Here is a 16028-nt window from a genome sequence, read left to right as displayed (position 1 = left end):
CATGGTTAAAGATTTTACGGCAGAAGAAATTATACAATATATTAGTGAGGCAGAGAAAGTAACGCCTTTAAAGGTTTATGTAAACGGCGCATTTGAAAATGTTGAATTCCCAGAGTCATTTAAAGTATTTGGTTCTGAAACATCTAAAACAATTTTCTGTGATGCTAAAGATTGGAAGAGCTTTTATGAAGCGAATCAATCAGCTATTACAGATTTAGAAATTGAACATGATCGTCGCAATTCAGCAATCCCATTAAAAGACTTAACAAATACAAATGCAAGAATCGAACCAGGTGCTTTCATTAGAGAACATGCAGTTATTGAAGACGGTGCGGTTGTTATGATGGGTGCTACAATCAATATCGGTGCTGTTGTTGGTGAAGGTACAATGGTAGATATGAACGCTACTTTAGGTGGACGTGCAACAACTGGTAAAAATGTACACGTTGGTGCTGGATCAGTATTAGCGGGTGTTATTGAACCACCAAGTGCATCACCTGTAGTAATTGAAGATGACGTATTAATCGGTGCAAATGCTGTTATCCTTGAAGGTGTTAGAGTCGGCAAAGGTGCAATCGTTGCAGCTGGTGCAATCGTAACTAAAGATGTTCCGGCTGGCGCAGTAGTAGCTGGTACACCGGCTAAAGTTATTAAACAATCAGCAGATGTTCAAGACGGTAAAAAAGAAATTGTATCTGCTTTACGTAATTTAAATCAATAATATCATTTTAGTCGGGGCGGGACTGCGATATCATTTTCCTTAAATGAAATTTCTATCCCGCTCCCTCTTTCTATACATAATACAAAGGATTGAGTTAAATGTCTGAATTAGAATTTGTGAAAAATACAAGAAGATACTTACATCAACATCCAGAGTTAAGTATGCAAGAATATGAGACAACTGCATACATTGAAGACTTCTTAAAACAATTAAATATTCCTTACGAACGCCCTATTCAAACGGGTATCATTGGTTATTTAGAAGGCAATTCGAGTCATACTATTGCGTATCGAGCGGATATCGATGCCTTACCTATTCAAGAAGTAAACGATGTACCTTATAAAAGTACGGTTGATCAAGTTATGCATGCATGTGGTCATGATGGTCATACGACAGCGTTAATGCTTTTTACGCAACGTTGTAAAGCTTTATATGATAAAGGTGAATTACCGCATAATGTAGTATTTATATTCCAACCTTCAGAAGAAACTGAAGCCGGTGCAAATCAATTAATCCAATCAAACGTGTTTGATAAATATCATATAGAGAAAATTTATGGCGTTCATATTATGCCATTTGAAGATGTTGGCACAGTAGCCTTTAAAAATGATGAAATTACAGCTAGTGCAACAGAGTATCGATTTTACTTAAAAGGAAGCTCGAGTCATGTTGCCAGTAAAGAAGATGGTAAAGCAGCATCAGAAGCGATGATGCATGTCCTTTCTCAAGTTACACAAATTCAGCAATTTCATTTAAATGGTTTAAATCGCAATATTGTTCATGTTGGACAGTTCAATGTTGGTGAAGCCATTAATACCGTTCCAGAGAATGGTTACTTAGAAGGTACGATTCGTACATATGATACGAATGATCTTGAAATTGTTAAAAATCAAATGCAAAAAATTGCAGAAAGTGTTGAATTGTTATTTGGTGTGACATGTACGGTTGATTTTGCTGAAGGGTATCCACCTACTACAAATGATGCACAATTATATGAGGGTGTTAAAGAAGCTTTAACGAGCCTAGACTTAACACTACATGAACTAGAAAAGCCTTATTTATTTGGTGAAGACTTTAGTTTCTATCGTCAATTAGCACCAAGTTATTTTGTCTTTTTTGGAACACGCAATGTTGAAAAAGATTATATTTATGGTCTACATACAAATAGACTCAATTTCGATGAAGAAGTATTAATCAGTGTCGCTGATTACTATACAGCACTATTAAATCAAGGAGCGGACAAATAATGGTAGCACGTATTACGATTGATGAACAAAATTTTATAAAAAATGCTAAAAATGTTATTAAAGATAACAAAGTTATGGCTGTCGTGAAAAACGATGCTTATCATTTTGGACTAGATTTCGCAGTTAAATCCTTTATTCAAGCAGGTATTCAAACATTCAGTACAACATCACTTCATGAAGCGGTAAGAATTCGTGAAATAGATAAACAAGTGAATATCTTTTTGATGAACCCTTCTATTGAATTTGAAACATTAAAGACACATAACATTGCGATGACGTTACCATCATTAACATTCTATCATGAACATATTGAAGATTTAGCGGGCATTAAATTACATTTAGAACTTGAAAATCTTTTACACCGTTCTGGTTTGAAAGACCAAGATGAAATGTTGCAAGTACTCAAACATAATGAAAGCTTACCTATTGCAGAGCAAGCGATTATGGAAGGTATTTGGACACATTTCGGATATGCGGATGAATTCGGTGGCGATGAATATGAAACAGAAAGACAAGCTTGGGTTAATTGTTTATCATTTATATTAGACCAAGGTTATGCCTTTAAATTTATTCATGCACAAAATAGTGCAAGTTATGTACGAGAAGACAGATTGTTAAATCAACATACGCACGCTCGTCTCGGTATTATACTTTATGGTTCAAGACCTTATAGTACCCTCCCTACTTCACTTACAGAACAAAACTTTACAGTCACAGCAAATGTGATACAAGTTCGCCCTATTAAAAAAGGAGAAACTTGTGGTTATAGTTTCCAATATAAAGCTGATAAAGATTGTAACATTGCTGTAGTTGATATTGGCTATGGAGACGGTATACTTAAGACAAGAGCGAAACATGATGCGCTTATTAATCAAAAGCGCTATCCAATTAGAGGGTTGATGATGAGTCACATGTTCGTTGAAGTAGATGATACAATCCAAAGTGGTGATCAAGTCGTTATGTATGGTAACGATATTAGGATTGATGAATTTACATTTAAAGGTGTTGGTGCAAATTCTGAGCAAATCAGTGCATTAAACCATCATTCATTAATAAAGGAGATTAGATAATGACAGTTAAATATAATGACCAAGGTGTTCTTACAATAGGCAATGTATCATTACAAACGATAGCTGCAAGTTTTGGTACCCCTACTATCGTATATGATGAGGAACAAATTAGAACACAATGTAGAAGATTCCATGAAGCATTTAAAGAAAGTGGATTATCATATAATATCTCTTATGCTTCTAAAGCCTTTAGTAGTATTCAATTGTTTAAGTTGATGGAAGAAGAAGAAATGGGTCTAGATGTCGTATCTGAAGGTGAATTATATACAGCTTTAGCAAGTGGATTTGATCCAAGTAAAATTCATTTTCACGGTAACAATAAGACGAATGAAGAAATTGAATATGCTATTGAAAGCGGCGTTGAATATTTCGTAATTGATTCTTTAGATGAAATCACACGTATTAATAGATTAGCTTCTAAGCCTATTAAAGCTGTTTTAAGAGTTAATCCTGGCGTTGAAGCACATACTCATGAATTTATCCAAACGGGTCAAGAAGATAGTAAATTTGGCTTGTCTATTAAACACGGTACGGCACTTGAAGGTATACGTGCTTTACAAGAATCAGATAAAATAGACTTCAAAGGTATTCACTTCCATATTGGATCACAAATTTTTGAAGCGGATGGTACAATCAACACAATCCAAATTGTATTTGAATGGTTAAAAGAACATGATATTGAGATTGATATATTAAATTTAGGTGGCGGATTTAGTATTAAATATACTGAAGCGGATAAAAGTTACCCTATTGAAGATGGTATTAAGTTGATTACAGATGCGATCAAAGAAAATAGTCAAAAATATGACATGGCTATTCCAGAAATCTCTATAGAGCCAGGCCGTTCAATTGTTGGTGAAGCGGGCGTTACGTTGTATCAAGTAGGAACGATTAAAGAGATTCCTAATGTTAATACGTATGTATCGATTGATGGTGGTATGAGTGATCATATTAGAACGGCACTTTATGATGCACAATATAAAGCGTTGTTAGTGAATAGAAATGATGAAGATACACATGAAGTCACAATTGCTGGTAAGTTATGTGAATCAGGCGACTTAATTGGTAGAGATATGAAACTTCCTAAATCTACAAAAATCGGAGATTATATAGCTGTATTATCTACAGGTGCTTACCATTACTCTATGAGTTCAAATTATAATCAAATGCTTAAACCTTCAGTTCTATTTGTTAAAGATGGAAAAGCAAGAGAAGTTATTAAGAGACAAACTTTAAAACAATTGATTATGAATGACGTAAAATAATAAGCTGAAATCATGAAATTTATTATTAAATAATAACAATATGATAACGCAAAAAGAAACCCTAACATCGTTAGGGTTTCTTTTTAGTCGTTCAAATTCATATATATTATAGTTTTACAACGTTTGCAGCTTGTGGGCCACGGTCGCCTTCAACTACTTCGAATTCTACTGCTTGACCTTCTTCTAAAGATTTGTAACCTTCTTGGTTAATTGCTGAGAAATGTACGAATACGTCATTTTCTCCTTCAATTTCGATGAAGCCAAATCCTTTTTCTGCGTTAAACCATTTAACTGTACCTTGTTTCATAATTGTGAAACCTCCAAGACTAAAATTCAATATGCGATATTCGCATATTACAAAAAACACAATTAATTAATAATGTTATTTGCAATATGGAATAACGATATTGCTATTACTTATTATACGTCACAGAATATTCAAATGCAATACCATTTAAGATATTTTCAGAATTTATTATTTTGGTAATGGTGTATAAATTGAATTGTCATTTAATATAAGAATACTATAAAATATTTGCATATCTTCTTCGCAGTCTTCACAGTAAGATAGATCACAATTATTATAGAAAGCATGTATGTTATGTTTACCTACAAGTTCATTAGTAAACTTCGTTTGATATTGATTAAGTAGATTATGATATTGATTGACCATTTCTTCATAGTCATGACATTCAATTTCTTTAATGATATAGTCTTTCCAATCGTCAAACAGCCACCATCCCTCATAATCTGTTCGGATTGTTACGATTTTATACATCTTAAAATCTCCCCTATTTAGAAAATTACCCTAGAGTTAATTTAAATCTTATTGATTATTAAATCAAGAAAATAGCTTGTCGATTTGTTTCTAATTATTAGTTTTTTTACACTGAACCCTTTATAATAAAGATATGAGGTGATAAATATGAACGGAAAACATATAAAAGTTTTTGGACGCGTACAAGGTGTTGGGTTTCGATTTTTCACTGCTCAACTCGCTAAGAAACATAAAATAGTTGGTACCGTTGAAAATGTCAGCGATTATGTAGAAATATACGCAAGTGGCGAAGAAAAACAATTATCACAATTTGTTAATGGTGTTATCCAGGGAGTAGCGCCAGCTTCAGTTGTAGAAAATTATACAATCGAAGATACCACTTTAGACGAAAAAACTAAGCATTTCAAAACGTTATAAATTAGGAAGATGACAATGAAATATAATTTATCATATGTATTAGGTGCTTTATTAGCAGTACCTATATCATTTATTGCTTTTTTATTTAGTGTTTTTCAATTAGATTTAAATTATCTTATCGATATGGCTGTATTTGCAGGTACTTACGTTATTAGCTTTTTACCAATACAATGGTATAGTTCACGACGTTATTTGAAAGAAATGGGTTTAACACGACGAGAATTTCATTTTATTAGAAAACAATTAAACGAAGCGCAACCAAAATTGAAAAGACTTTATAAAAATTATATGCGAATCAGATCATATAAAGAATTCAAGAACTTAAACGAAGTAGCTAAATTAGCACGTACAATTTATAACACAGTTAAACAGTCACCTGAGAAATTTTATAAAGTCGAAAGCTTCTTCTACTCTCACTTAGATAATACTGTGAATTTAATTGATAATTACACACTTTTACAACGTATGCCGAATAAATCTAAAGAAGAAAAAGCTAAACTTAAACAAACGAAGCTTACAATTGATGAAAATAAACGAACACTCGTTGCAGATTTAAAAGAATTAAATGAATCGAGTTATCATCAATTAGATATTGAAATGGAACTTGCTGATATTGCTAAACAAAGAAATAGCTATAGAAAAGGCATTCCAGAATCAACGAAAGAAAAAGTAAATTTAACAAAAACTCATAAAAAATATGAATATGAAATGGAGCGTAACAATGACTGAAACGAATAAGAACTTATTTGACGACCTTATTGATGACCCATTTAAAGATTCATCAGAAGCATTAACACCACAAACTTCAGAAATTACAGAACAACAGACCCCTTCTGATGTAACATCAACTTACGAAAAGACATTCTCAGATGAAGATCAACGTAAAATTGATGAAATTGCTAAGCAAATTAAACCATTAGATAATGATGGTCTTCTACTCTATGGTCAACAAGCACAAAATAAATTATCACAGTTCTCACATCAAATGCTTACACAAGTACAATCTAAAGATGTAGGACCTATTGGTAATTCATTAAGAAATTTAATGAATAAATTAAAAGAAGTAAATCCAGATGAATTACAAAAACAAAATCAATCTAGATTGAAACGCATTTTTAGAAGAGCTGAACGTTCTGTAAATGAAATGTTTAGTAAATATCAATCTGTTGGTGCACAAGTCGATCGAATATCTGTAGAACTTCAGAAATCACAAAATATGCTAATGAAAGATGTAGGCTTATTAGATCAATTATATGAAGAAAATAAAGCTTACTTTGATGCATTAAATATTTATATCGCAGCAGCAGAAAAGAAACGCGACGAGTTGAAACAACATAATCTTGTAGAATTAGAACAAAAAGTTAAAGCATCAAATAACCAAATGGATGTACAAGAACTAGCAGATTTACAACAATATATTAATCGACTAGAAAAAAGAATTTATGACTTACAACTTTCTAGACAAATCACATTACAATCTGCCCCACAAATCAGAATGATACAAAATATTAATCAAACTTTAGCAGAAAAAATTCAAAGTTCTATTTTAACGAGTATCCCATTATGGAAAAATCAAATGGCAATCGCGTTAACACTTTTAAGACAACAAGGCGCTTCAGAAGCTCAGAAAAAAGTAACAGATACAACTAATGAATTATTGCTGAAGAACTCTGAAATGTTGAAACAGAATGCGATTAGAACAGCTGAAGAAAATGAACGAGGCATCGTTGATATCGAAACATTGAAGACGACTCAAACTAATATAGTAGATACAATTCAAGAAACACTACGCATACAAGAAGACGGCACACGTAAACGTCAGCAAGCAGAACAAGAATTACAAAGCTTAGAACAAGACTTAAAAACAAAATTATTACAACTCAAAGACGAACAGCAGCAATTGAGAAATACATTTAAATCATAAATAATAGACCCACCAACAATTAAGTGCACCCCTAAAGTTGAACTAAAATTCAACTTTAGGGGTGTTTATTTATGAATTAAAAATATAGTTTAGATTTCAAATTAAAATTGATTCGAGAATATAAAAGTGGAAACGAAGGATATAATATCTTATCGAAAAAATACAATATAGATACTTCCTATATTAGAAAATGGCTATTTCAATACAATGATTTTGGAGTAGAGGTCTTGGCTTAAGTACCGAGTAAAGCCAAGAGATAGCCTAAGTTGTGGCTTAAGTACTGAATAAAGCCAAGAGATAGTTTTAGATCTGTGTTAAATCCCAACAAACTCACATCTCCTACATCACTCTACTTATCCCTACACCCTCTTACATAAATTGACTTAAGAAATACCCCATTAATGTTCCGACGTAATTTCCGATTACATAACCTAGAGTACCGATGATTAAAATGGGTCCTACTAATCCTTGCCACCCTTTAGAAATCGCTAATGCAGCTGCTGTTGTTGGTCCTCCGGCATTTGCATTACTAGCTAGTAACATCTCCTCAATATTGAATTTGAACAATTTACCGAAGCATAATGTTATAGATAAATTGAAAATCAAAATTACGGCGACGAAAATAAATAATAATGGTGCTGTTTTGATAATGATTGGTATAGATGCAGGTACACCTATTACGACAAAGAAAATATATATTAAAAATGTACCGAGTTCATCAGAAGCGTTTAAATTCTCAAAGAATTTACTAAACATAGCCACTGTAATAAGTGTTAATGTCGTTAACAATAAAAATTGGTCACCTATGATACTTACTAATATTTCCATAAAGTGATTGTTTTTAGGAATGTATTCATTAACAAGTTCTGAAATTTTAAAGCTAATCGCAACTAATACAAATGCTATGGAAATTGAATAAGCAATATCTTTTAAACTTATTTCATTTCGTTTCCAATATGCTTCTGCTTGATTACTGTTTGCATCATCGTTTGAATTATAAAGTCTTTTAAAATATTTTTTAATAAATGTCATATTAGGTAGCGTAATCAGTAGAATGAAGTAGAATGCCATTACACTATTATCGGCTACAACAGTTGCAGATACTAATTCGCCTGGTGTTTGGAATTTCGTGCTAAGTGCTGCAAAATTTACACCACCACCTATGTAACTACCAGTCATCATAGCACCGATTTTATCTAGTTCAGGTATGAATTGGTGAAGTAATAAAAATCCTGCTCCAACACCTACTACAGTACCTACTGAACTGATTAGGAATATGAATAAAAGTCTTCTACTTTCTTTCCAAATTTTAAATATGTTTGATCTAAATAAAAGTAAAGGTATTGCTAATGGAATGACATATTCCCACACTTGGTCATAGACAGGTGATTCAATCGGAATGATATTGAGATTGGATAATATCATCGCACCAACTAATGCAATGATAGCGCCTGTTAGTTTTGCTGCAAATTGATATCTCTGTTCTAAGAAGATACTAATGGCTGCAATACCTACTAGAATTGCCCACAAAAGCCATGTTTCATCTTTGTTTATGAATGCATTTAATATCATGAATACCAACCCCTTTTTATTTTGTTATCAATATGATGACATAAAAAATAAGAATCTTCAAAATAATTTTGAAGATTCTTATACAACTTACGAATATGTGATTGGTGCTTGATTCTTAACTTTACCGATTATAAATCCAATGATGAATCCTACGATTGCGAAAGGTATCCATTCCATTTGGTAAGTTGATAATGGTAATTGTTGAATAAATCCAATTTTAGCCCAACCCATTTGGTTTACAACTGATATTAATGAAATAATTGTTACAAGTGCTACTGATAATTGTTGAGCAATTGGTGGTGTTCCAACGTATTTAGCAAGAACAATTAATAATACAGCTGTAATTGCGATTGGATATAACACTAATAATACTGGTAGTGAACCTTTAATTACTGTAGTTAAACCTTGGTTTGAAAGGATGAAACTAATTAATGTAAAGATTGTTACAAACCATTTGTATGAAATTTTAGGTATAATTTCATGGAAGAATTCACTTACTGACACGATTAAACCTGTAGCTGTTGTTAAACAAGCTAATGCTACGATAATACCGATTAAATATTTACCAAATTCACCGAATGCTAATTGCGCGGCTGTTGTTAAGAGATATGTACCGATATTTTGACCGTTATCGTTTAATTCTTTTAGTGTCTCAGCTGAAACATTCATGTGATTTCCGATCCAACCTAATGAGATGTAAATAAATCCAAGTGCAATTGCTGCAATAACACCTGCATAAATTGTTTGTTTGAATAATCCTGTTTCTCTCGTTACACCTTTACTCTTAATTGCTGTAATAACAATGAGTGAGAAAGCAATAGCTGCGATGGCATCCATTGTTAAGTAACCTTCAACGAAACCTTTACCAAAGCTTGTTCCAGCACTACTATATACTGCAGGATCACCTTCAACTGTAGCTCCTCCACCTAATGTGAAGAATGCTTTAATAATTAGTGCTGTAATCGAGATTAATAGTAAAGGTGTTAATATCGCACCGACTTTATCGACCATTTTACTTGAGTTGAAACTCAAGTAAAAAACAATCACAAAGTAAATAAGTGAGAATATAAATAAAGCCATTGAACTATTTGTATCAAAAATTGGTGTAATACCCATCTCGAAAGATGTTGCTGCCGTACGTGGTATTGCGAATAATGGTCCTATCGTTAAAGAAATTGCAATTAATAATATAATTGCAAAGACTGGATGAATTTTACTTAATGAAACTCTGTATCCCTTGTCCTCAATTGAACCTGCGATTACACCAATAAGTGGTAAACCGATTCCCGTAATTACAAAACCAAATATTGCTGGCCAGAAGAAATGACCGCTCGATAATCCTAATGCTGGTGGGAATATTAGGTTCCCGGCACCAAAGAATATCGCGAATAACATAAACCCTACTACAAAAATATTCTTGTTCATATATTTTACTCCTTTTGCGTCTAACAATAATTTATATTTTATCATTGGAGTTTGTTTTCGTCTATATGAAATTTCTGAAAATTTAAAAAAGAATGTTATTATTTAGTTTTGCTAATTATATAGATTGCAACAGTAATTTTTTTAATAACGGTGCCAATTGGTATGGTAAATTTTCGACACCTTCTACAAATAAACTTTGTTTACCATAGATGTTATGAACAGTCTTTTTCGTGGCTTCATCGATCACATCTTGATTAAGGAATACATTAAAGACATAAATTCCTTGTTTATCTGCTTCTATCACAGCTTCATGTGTATCTATAATGCCGTCTTCTGCATAATCAAAAGCTGAAGGTTCCCCATCAGAAAATACAATTAAGAATTTTTGTGTCTCAGATCGTTGAAGTAAATGTTGAGTTGCAACTCTTAAAGCGACACCGTCACGATTATCATCTTGTGGTTCAAGTGTCATAATTCTTGCGTCATTTTGTTTAAGTGTTGATTCATTATATAAGATGAGCTCTTCGATTGTATTAGGTTGATTTAATTTATCAGCTTCAAAAGCATCTTCACTAAAACCTAGAATTTCATGTTTAATATCTAAATTTTTAAGTGTTTCGTGGAATAGGACGACACCTTTTTTAGTTTCTTCCATTTTATCGTGCATACTTGCTGATGCATCAACTAATAATGTGAATGTTGCATTTAATTTTCTACTAAATGCATCCTTTTTGAAGAATAGTTTATATTGATCATCGATAAACCAATTTAGTAAGTTCTTTTGCAATCTACCTTTAGTTAAGTTCTCTCTAATATCACTATATTGATGATTCATTGATTTTTGGATAATGCTTGTTAAGTCTTTTATTTCAAACTGAACACTATCGACAGCTTCTTTATATGCTGACACATGCGCCGGTAAAATATCTGGTCGATTGAAAGTCAGAGAAACATTTTGGTTAATACCTTTAAGTTGATATTGCTGATTAAGACCTTGTGCGCCGCCCTCTTCATCATTTAAAGTATTATTAGAACCCTTACCTTTTTTCTCCATCATATCCGTCATATCATCGCCAGCGTCACCTTCTCTATCGTTGTCTGTAAGAATGTCGCTATTTTCGCCTTCGTGAAGTTCCATTTCTAAATAAGAAGTGCTGTCAGTTTGACTATCGTTTGTCTTTGTTTTAGCATCTTCAGTTTCAATATCGTCAGGATTATGTTCTTGTTCATGACTTTGATCAGTGTTAGCCGCATCTTGACGTTTTAAATCTTCTAAAGTCCATTCTTCTTCATAAGAACGATAAATACGCTCAGGTATATGATAATACTGGTTGAGCATATCTTCTTTTAACAAATAATCCACTAAAATCATGATACTTACAGCTAAATCATAACTATCTTCTGATGATTGCAAGTTGAATATTTGCGTTAAACGATTAAACACTTGTACAAGTGCATCATCAAAGTCATCATTTATTGAAATATTGTTTATGAAATTTTCATTTAAAATAGCATGTTCTATTGCTAAAAATAATAAGTCTGTATAAGTTGTCTTCGTTTGATAAACATGGATTTGACTATTATTTTGTTTGATTTTGACATTCAGTCTATGTTTGAACAACTTTTTAGTGACTGGACGTTTAACCATAATCAGATTTGAAAGACGGTATTCTTCAATGAGCATAAATAATTGTTTAAAAAAGCTCATATGATCAAATGATTCATCTAATACTTCTTTATAAATAGCTGGATCTGTATGTTTAAATCCTAAAGTATCTAACATTATGTCGGATTTTAGTCCTGCATTAATAATGTGTTCAGGTCGATGTAACCAAGTGAAACTAACATTACAAGTATTGTTGATAGGATCATAGTGTTGGAATTTTTGGAAAGAAACTTTAACGTTTGGATCTTCAAGTAATAATTTTGCTAAATCAGTTAACATCATTATTTGTTGTGCATCGATTTGTTCGTCATTAAATAATATAAAACGATCACTCATGATATTCTCCTTACTCGAAAATTAATTCAATTGCATTTTGTATAGCTTGTTGTTCTCTTTCGTCGTCTATTTTGTCTATAATAGCGCGTTTAATTGCACGTCTAACTGGAATAACAGTCGCTAAATCAGCTAAGTCAATCAATGCTCTTATACTTGCTGACTCTTCTGAAATTTGACCTTGGCTCGACATAATGCGTAAGTCTTTATTAAACTGAACAATTGAATCGATAATTTCATCATCTTGTAATGCACTTTGCTCTTTAATAATCATTTTTAAAGTTTCGCCATCTATATAATCAATATCCAAGACAACGAATCTGTTTTTTAATGCTTCGTTCATTGGTAATGTTCCAATGTATCCTACGTTGATTGCAGCAACAACTGAAAAGCCTTCTTTAGCTTGTACGACTTCACCTGTAAATGGATTCGTTAACGATCTTCTAAAGTCTAATACACCATTTAAAATAGGTAACGTTTCTGGTTTCGCCATATTGATTTCATCAATATATAATATATCGCCATTCTTCATTGCTTTAATAACAGGTCCGTCGATAAATACGATTTGTTGATGACCTTGTTCGTTTGTTTCAATTGTTTTGAAACCTAATAAACTTTCTGCATCTAAATCTACAGAACAGTTTACAGAATGCATCGGTTTGTTTAAATCTCTCGCAAGTGTTTCAGCTAGTTTCGTTTTACCAGAACCAGTCGGTCCTTTTAAAAGTATATTCTTATTAAGCTTTATCATAGACAAAGCATCATCATATATTGTTTCATCGTTGTTTAAATATTTATTAAAATTAGCCATTGTGTTCTCCTTTAGTACATTTTATAAACTTAAAAAAGAGTCCGGAACATATAGATGTATCAGACTCTTATCGTATATTTATACTTCTTTAAAGTATGTTTTGTAGTAGCCGCCAACATGACCAGAATTATCAATGATTTGATAATATTCTTCTGTTTCATTAACGACATCATATGTTTTACCTACTGTTAACATATCAGATACTTTAAATTTTTGTGCATCTGTATGTGTAACTTCTACTTGTTTAATAACGTGATTTTCTTTCCAAGTTTCATGTAACATAAATAAACCGCTCCTTTAATTCACTGTGTCATATGTAATTGTAATGATGATGCCAGTTAAGTCACGCACATATAACGAAATTAAGCCGGCTTCATGTTGAATAATATGATGTTCCAATTCAATTTCTTTAACGTGATTAACAATTTTTTCAAAATGATCGATATCATCAATGGAGATTGCTACTCTTTCGATAGGTGGATTTAATGACTCAATCGCATCTGGATAATCAATCAAATGTAACTCTCCGCCATTTCCACCAGCACCGACTTTAAATACGATAGCTGACTCATCATCTATTGTCTTGTATTCGGCAAACAATTGCAACTCAAAAATATTATTTAATAATGAGCCAGTTGCTTGAGTCTCAGGTGATTTAACCATGACCGGCCCTAATCCTTGAATTTGATGAATAGGACTAATTGGACCACCATCATAAGCAGTTCCAAGTGGCACACCAGAATTTTGTTCATCAGAAATAAGATGTAACGCATGTCCATTATTATCATAAAATTTAAACAGATGCTTACCATTTAATTGTTGTACAGACTCATATTTAACTTGATGATTATCAAATTGTTGTTTATATTCATATAATGCGTAATCAGTTGGTACACGTAAAGCAATCCCGTGAAAATGCGTATCTAATTGATCTGAATCACCAGAATATTGCTTGAAAATCAGTCTCGTACCAGGCGCTAATTTTGCATCACCGATATGTAAGATATTCTTTTCATGGTTCATCAAGGTATTAAGCCCTAAAATATCTTTATAAAATGACTCTGTTTCTTTAATATCAAAAGTCCATAATGTAACACTTCTTAGTCCATTCATGAATATCTCTCCTATATATGAGTTCTTATAAATTATATCAAATAAATTCAAAGTATGACAAATCAATCAAATTGAGAATAATGAAAAATATATTTTTGGGTTGTGTGGTCGCCGTTACGAACAAGATTGGTTGAAAGTGTTCATATGAGCCGCGTTACGAACAAGTTTGGTCGAAAGTGTTCATAAGAGCGCCAGTATTTACACTTCTTACGAGTATTGTAAATATGTCCCCCGTTATAAGTAGTTCTGGCTCAAAGTACAAATAACTTGAACCATATTATCCCTCATTTAAAATTATTGTTTTAATTCAATACTTTCTTTATAGTAAGCCATTTTCAATTAAAAATAAAACCACAACTCAGATTTGAGGTAATTTATAAAACAAAAAAATACAACGACGATTTCCGTCGTTGTATTTTTCCATATTGCTATTTTAAGATTCTAATAATAAATCTTCTGGATTTTCAATTAAGTCTTTAATTGTTTTTAAGAATCCTACTGCTTGTTTTCCATCAATAATTCTGTGGTCGTAGCTTAATGCGATGTACATCATCGGTCTATTTTCCATACGATCTTTATCAATTGCAATTGGTCTTGTAACAATTGAGTGCATACCTAAAATAGCAGCTTGTGTACCATTGATGATTGGTGTAGACATTAATGAACCAAATACGCCACCATTTGTAATAGTGAATGATCCACCCATCATGTCATCTAAGCCTAATTTTTTATCTTTAGCTTTAACAGCTAAGTCTACGATATCTTGCTCGATTTCAGCGAAGTTTTTCTTATCACAATCTTTAACGATTGGTACTACTAAACCTTCTTCTGTAGAAACGGCAATACCGATATCATAGAATTGTTTAAGTACTAAATCAGTACCATCAATTTCAGCATTTACATCAGGATATTTCTTCAATGCTGCTACTGCTGCTTTAGTGAAGAATGACATGAATCCTAAACGTGTACCGTTATGGTCTTCTTGGAATTTTTCTTTCTTACGTTTACGTAATTCCATTACGTTTGTCATATCAACTTCATTAAATGTTGTTAACATAGCTGTGTTATTAGATACTTCTAATAATTTCTTAGCTATTGTTTGACGTCTACGTGATAATTTCTCACGAACAACAGGTTTAGAAGGATTGTCATTAGATTTAGCTTGTGCTGGTTGGCTTTTCTCAGCTGGTTTAGCTTGTGGTTGAGGTTTAGCTGCACTTTCAACGTCTTCTGGACGAATAACGTCACCTGCTTGAGTCTTAACCTTGCTTAAGTCGATACCTTTTTCACGTGCTAAACGACGTGCTGATGGTGTTGCTTGAATTCTTTCATTTGAAGATGCTGATTCTTCTTTAGTATCTGTTGCTTCTGGTTTACCTGCATCTTCTTTAGATGGTTCTTCTTGCTTTTCAGGTTTAGCATCGTTTGAAGCCGGTTGTGCTTCTCCGTCTGAAACGACTGCAATGACTGAACCTACTTCAACAGTATCGCCTTCTTCAGCTTTGATTTCAGTTAGAACACCTGCAACTTCTGAAATGACTTCAACATTTACTTTGTCAGTTTCAAGTTCGACGATATTTTCGCCTTTCTCAACTTGGTCACCAATTGATTTGAGCCATTCTGAAATTGTTCCTTCTGTAATTGATTCTGCTAATTCTGGTACTTTTACCTCTGACATGATTCATT

At 32.5% G+C, this 16028-nt stretch carries 16 protein-coding genes; 7 read left to right on the top strand and 9 right to left on the bottom strand.

The annotated features are described in order from the left end of the window. Position 1 precedes the first annotated feature (1 nt). The 4 genes from dapD (at position 2) to lysA (ending at position 4303) form a co-directional block, all read left to right on the top strand. Complete coding sequence (gene dapD, locus MHH94_RS07555) at positions 2 to 721, top strand: 2,3,4,5-tetrahydropyridine-2,6-dicarboxylate N-acetyltransferase (protein ID WP_048543030.1); 720 nt, start codon at positions 2 to 4, stop codon at positions 719 to 721. A 98-nt stretch (positions 722 to 819) separates the two neighbouring features. Next, positions 820 to 1968, top strand: a complete 1149-nt coding sequence (locus MHH94_RS07550; RefSeq protein WP_107609214.1) for a M20 metallopeptidase family protein — start codon at positions 820 to 822, stop codon at positions 1966 to 1968. Further along, positions 1968 to 3038, top strand: a complete 1071-nt coding sequence (alr, locus tag MHH94_RS07545; RefSeq protein ID WP_107609213.1) for an alanine racemase — start codon at positions 1968 to 1970, stop codon at positions 3036 to 3038. The genes MHH94_RS07550 and alr overlap by 1 nt, the downstream gene beginning before the upstream one ends. Beyond that, on the top strand, positions 3038 to 4303 hold the full coding sequence (gene lysA / locus MHH94_RS07540) for a diaminopimelate decarboxylase (RefSeq protein WP_107609212.1): 1266 nt from the start codon (positions 3038 to 3040) through the stop codon (positions 4301 to 4303). The genes alr and lysA overlap by 1 nt, the downstream gene beginning before the upstream one ends. Before the next feature lie 106 nt (positions 4304 to 4409). Here the strand turns inward: lysA and cspA are convergent, their stop codons facing one another. Together cspA and MHH94_RS07530 are read right to left on the bottom strand one after the other, a co-directional pair. After that, complete coding sequence (gene cspA, locus MHH94_RS07535) at positions 4410 to 4610, bottom strand: cold shock protein CspA (protein ID WP_016912585.1); 201 nt, start codon at positions 4608 to 4610, stop codon at positions 4410 to 4412. A gap of 168 nt (positions 4611 to 4778) precedes the next feature. Then, a complete protein-coding gene (locus MHH94_RS07530) occupies positions 4779 to 5081 on the bottom strand; it encodes a DUF1033 family protein (protein WP_048543023.1) in 303 nt (100 codons plus the stop codon). A gap of 147 nt (positions 5082 to 5228) precedes the next feature. Here MHH94_RS07530 and MHH94_RS07525 point away from each other — a divergent pair, with 147 nt between their 5' ends. The 3 genes from MHH94_RS07525 to MHH94_RS07515 are packed head-to-tail and all read left to right on the top strand — an operon-like array spanning position 5229 to position 7422. Continuing rightward, a complete protein-coding gene (locus tag MHH94_RS07525; RefSeq protein WP_058591280.1) occupies positions 5229 to 5498 on the top strand; it encodes an acylphosphatase in 270 nt (89 codons plus the stop codon). A gap of 15 nt (positions 5499 to 5513) precedes the next feature. Continuing rightward, positions 5514 to 6227: a 5-bromo-4-chloroindolyl phosphate hydrolysis family protein gene (locus tag MHH94_RS07520; RefSeq protein ID WP_048543020.1), complete on the top strand. Its 714-nt coding sequence runs from the start codon at positions 5514 to 5516 to the stop codon at positions 6225 to 6227. Continuing rightward, positions 6220 to 7422: a toxic anion resistance protein gene (locus tag MHH94_RS07515; RefSeq protein ID WP_058591278.1), complete on the top strand. Its 1203-nt coding sequence runs from the start codon at positions 6220 to 6222 to the stop codon at positions 7420 to 7422. The genes MHH94_RS07520 and MHH94_RS07515 overlap by 8 nt, the downstream gene beginning before the upstream one ends. 369 nt (positions 7423 to 7791) lie before the next feature. Here MHH94_RS07515 and MHH94_RS07510 read toward each other — a convergent pair whose 3' ends face one another. From MHH94_RS07510 to odhB, 7 genes are all read right to left on the bottom strand, one after another. Continuing rightward, on the bottom strand, positions 7792 to 8994 hold the full coding sequence (locus MHH94_RS07510) for a DUF819 family protein (RefSeq protein ID WP_340840419.1): 1203 nt from the start codon (positions 8992 to 8994) through the stop codon (positions 7792 to 7794). Positions 8995 to 9081: 87 nt separating this feature from the next. After that, positions 9082 to 10419, bottom strand: coding sequence for a branched-chain amino acid transport system II carrier protein (gene brnQ / locus MHH94_RS07505; protein WP_058591276.1), 1338 nt, complete (start codon positions 10417 to 10419; stop codon positions 9082 to 9084). Positions 10420 to 10534: 115 nt separating this feature from the next. After that, entirely contained in the window at positions 10535 to 12421 is a 1887-nt protein-coding gene (locus tag MHH94_RS07500; protein WP_107609278.1) for a vWA domain-containing protein, read from the bottom strand. Between the two features lie 10 nt (positions 12422 to 12431). After that, the gene (locus tag MHH94_RS07495) at positions 12432 to 13229 is read right to left on the bottom strand and encodes an ATP-binding protein (protein WP_025905039.1); all 798 of its coding nucleotides are present in this window, start codon (positions 13227 to 13229) and stop codon (positions 12432 to 12434) included. A 78-nt stretch (positions 13230 to 13307) separates the two neighbouring features. Next, entirely contained in the window at positions 13308 to 13511 is a 204-nt protein-coding gene (locus MHH94_RS07490) for a DUF6501 family protein (RefSeq protein WP_025905040.1), read from the bottom strand. Between the two features lie 15 nt (positions 13512 to 13526). Continuing rightward, positions 13527 to 14342: a VOC family protein gene (locus MHH94_RS07485; RefSeq protein ID WP_058591274.1), complete on the bottom strand. Its 816-nt coding sequence runs from the start codon at positions 14340 to 14342 to the stop codon at positions 13527 to 13529. A 433-nt stretch (positions 14343 to 14775) separates the two neighbouring features. After that, positions 14776 to 16020 (bottom strand): 2-oxoglutarate dehydrogenase complex dihydrolipoyllysine-residue succinyltransferase, encoded by a 1245-nt coding sequence (gene odhB / locus MHH94_RS07480; RefSeq protein WP_084754617.1) that lies wholly within the window; start codon positions 16018 to 16020, stop codon positions 14776 to 14778. Between the last annotated feature and the right edge of the window lie 8 nt (positions 16021 to 16028).

The sequence above is a fragment of the Mammaliicoccus sp. FSL K6-3158 genome (genome assembly GCF_038005105.1).
GTDB lineage: Bacteria > Bacillota > Bacilli > Staphylococcales > Staphylococcaceae > Mammaliicoccus > Mammaliicoccus sciuri.
This window is presented reverse-complemented; position numbering and strand designations above follow the sequence as displayed.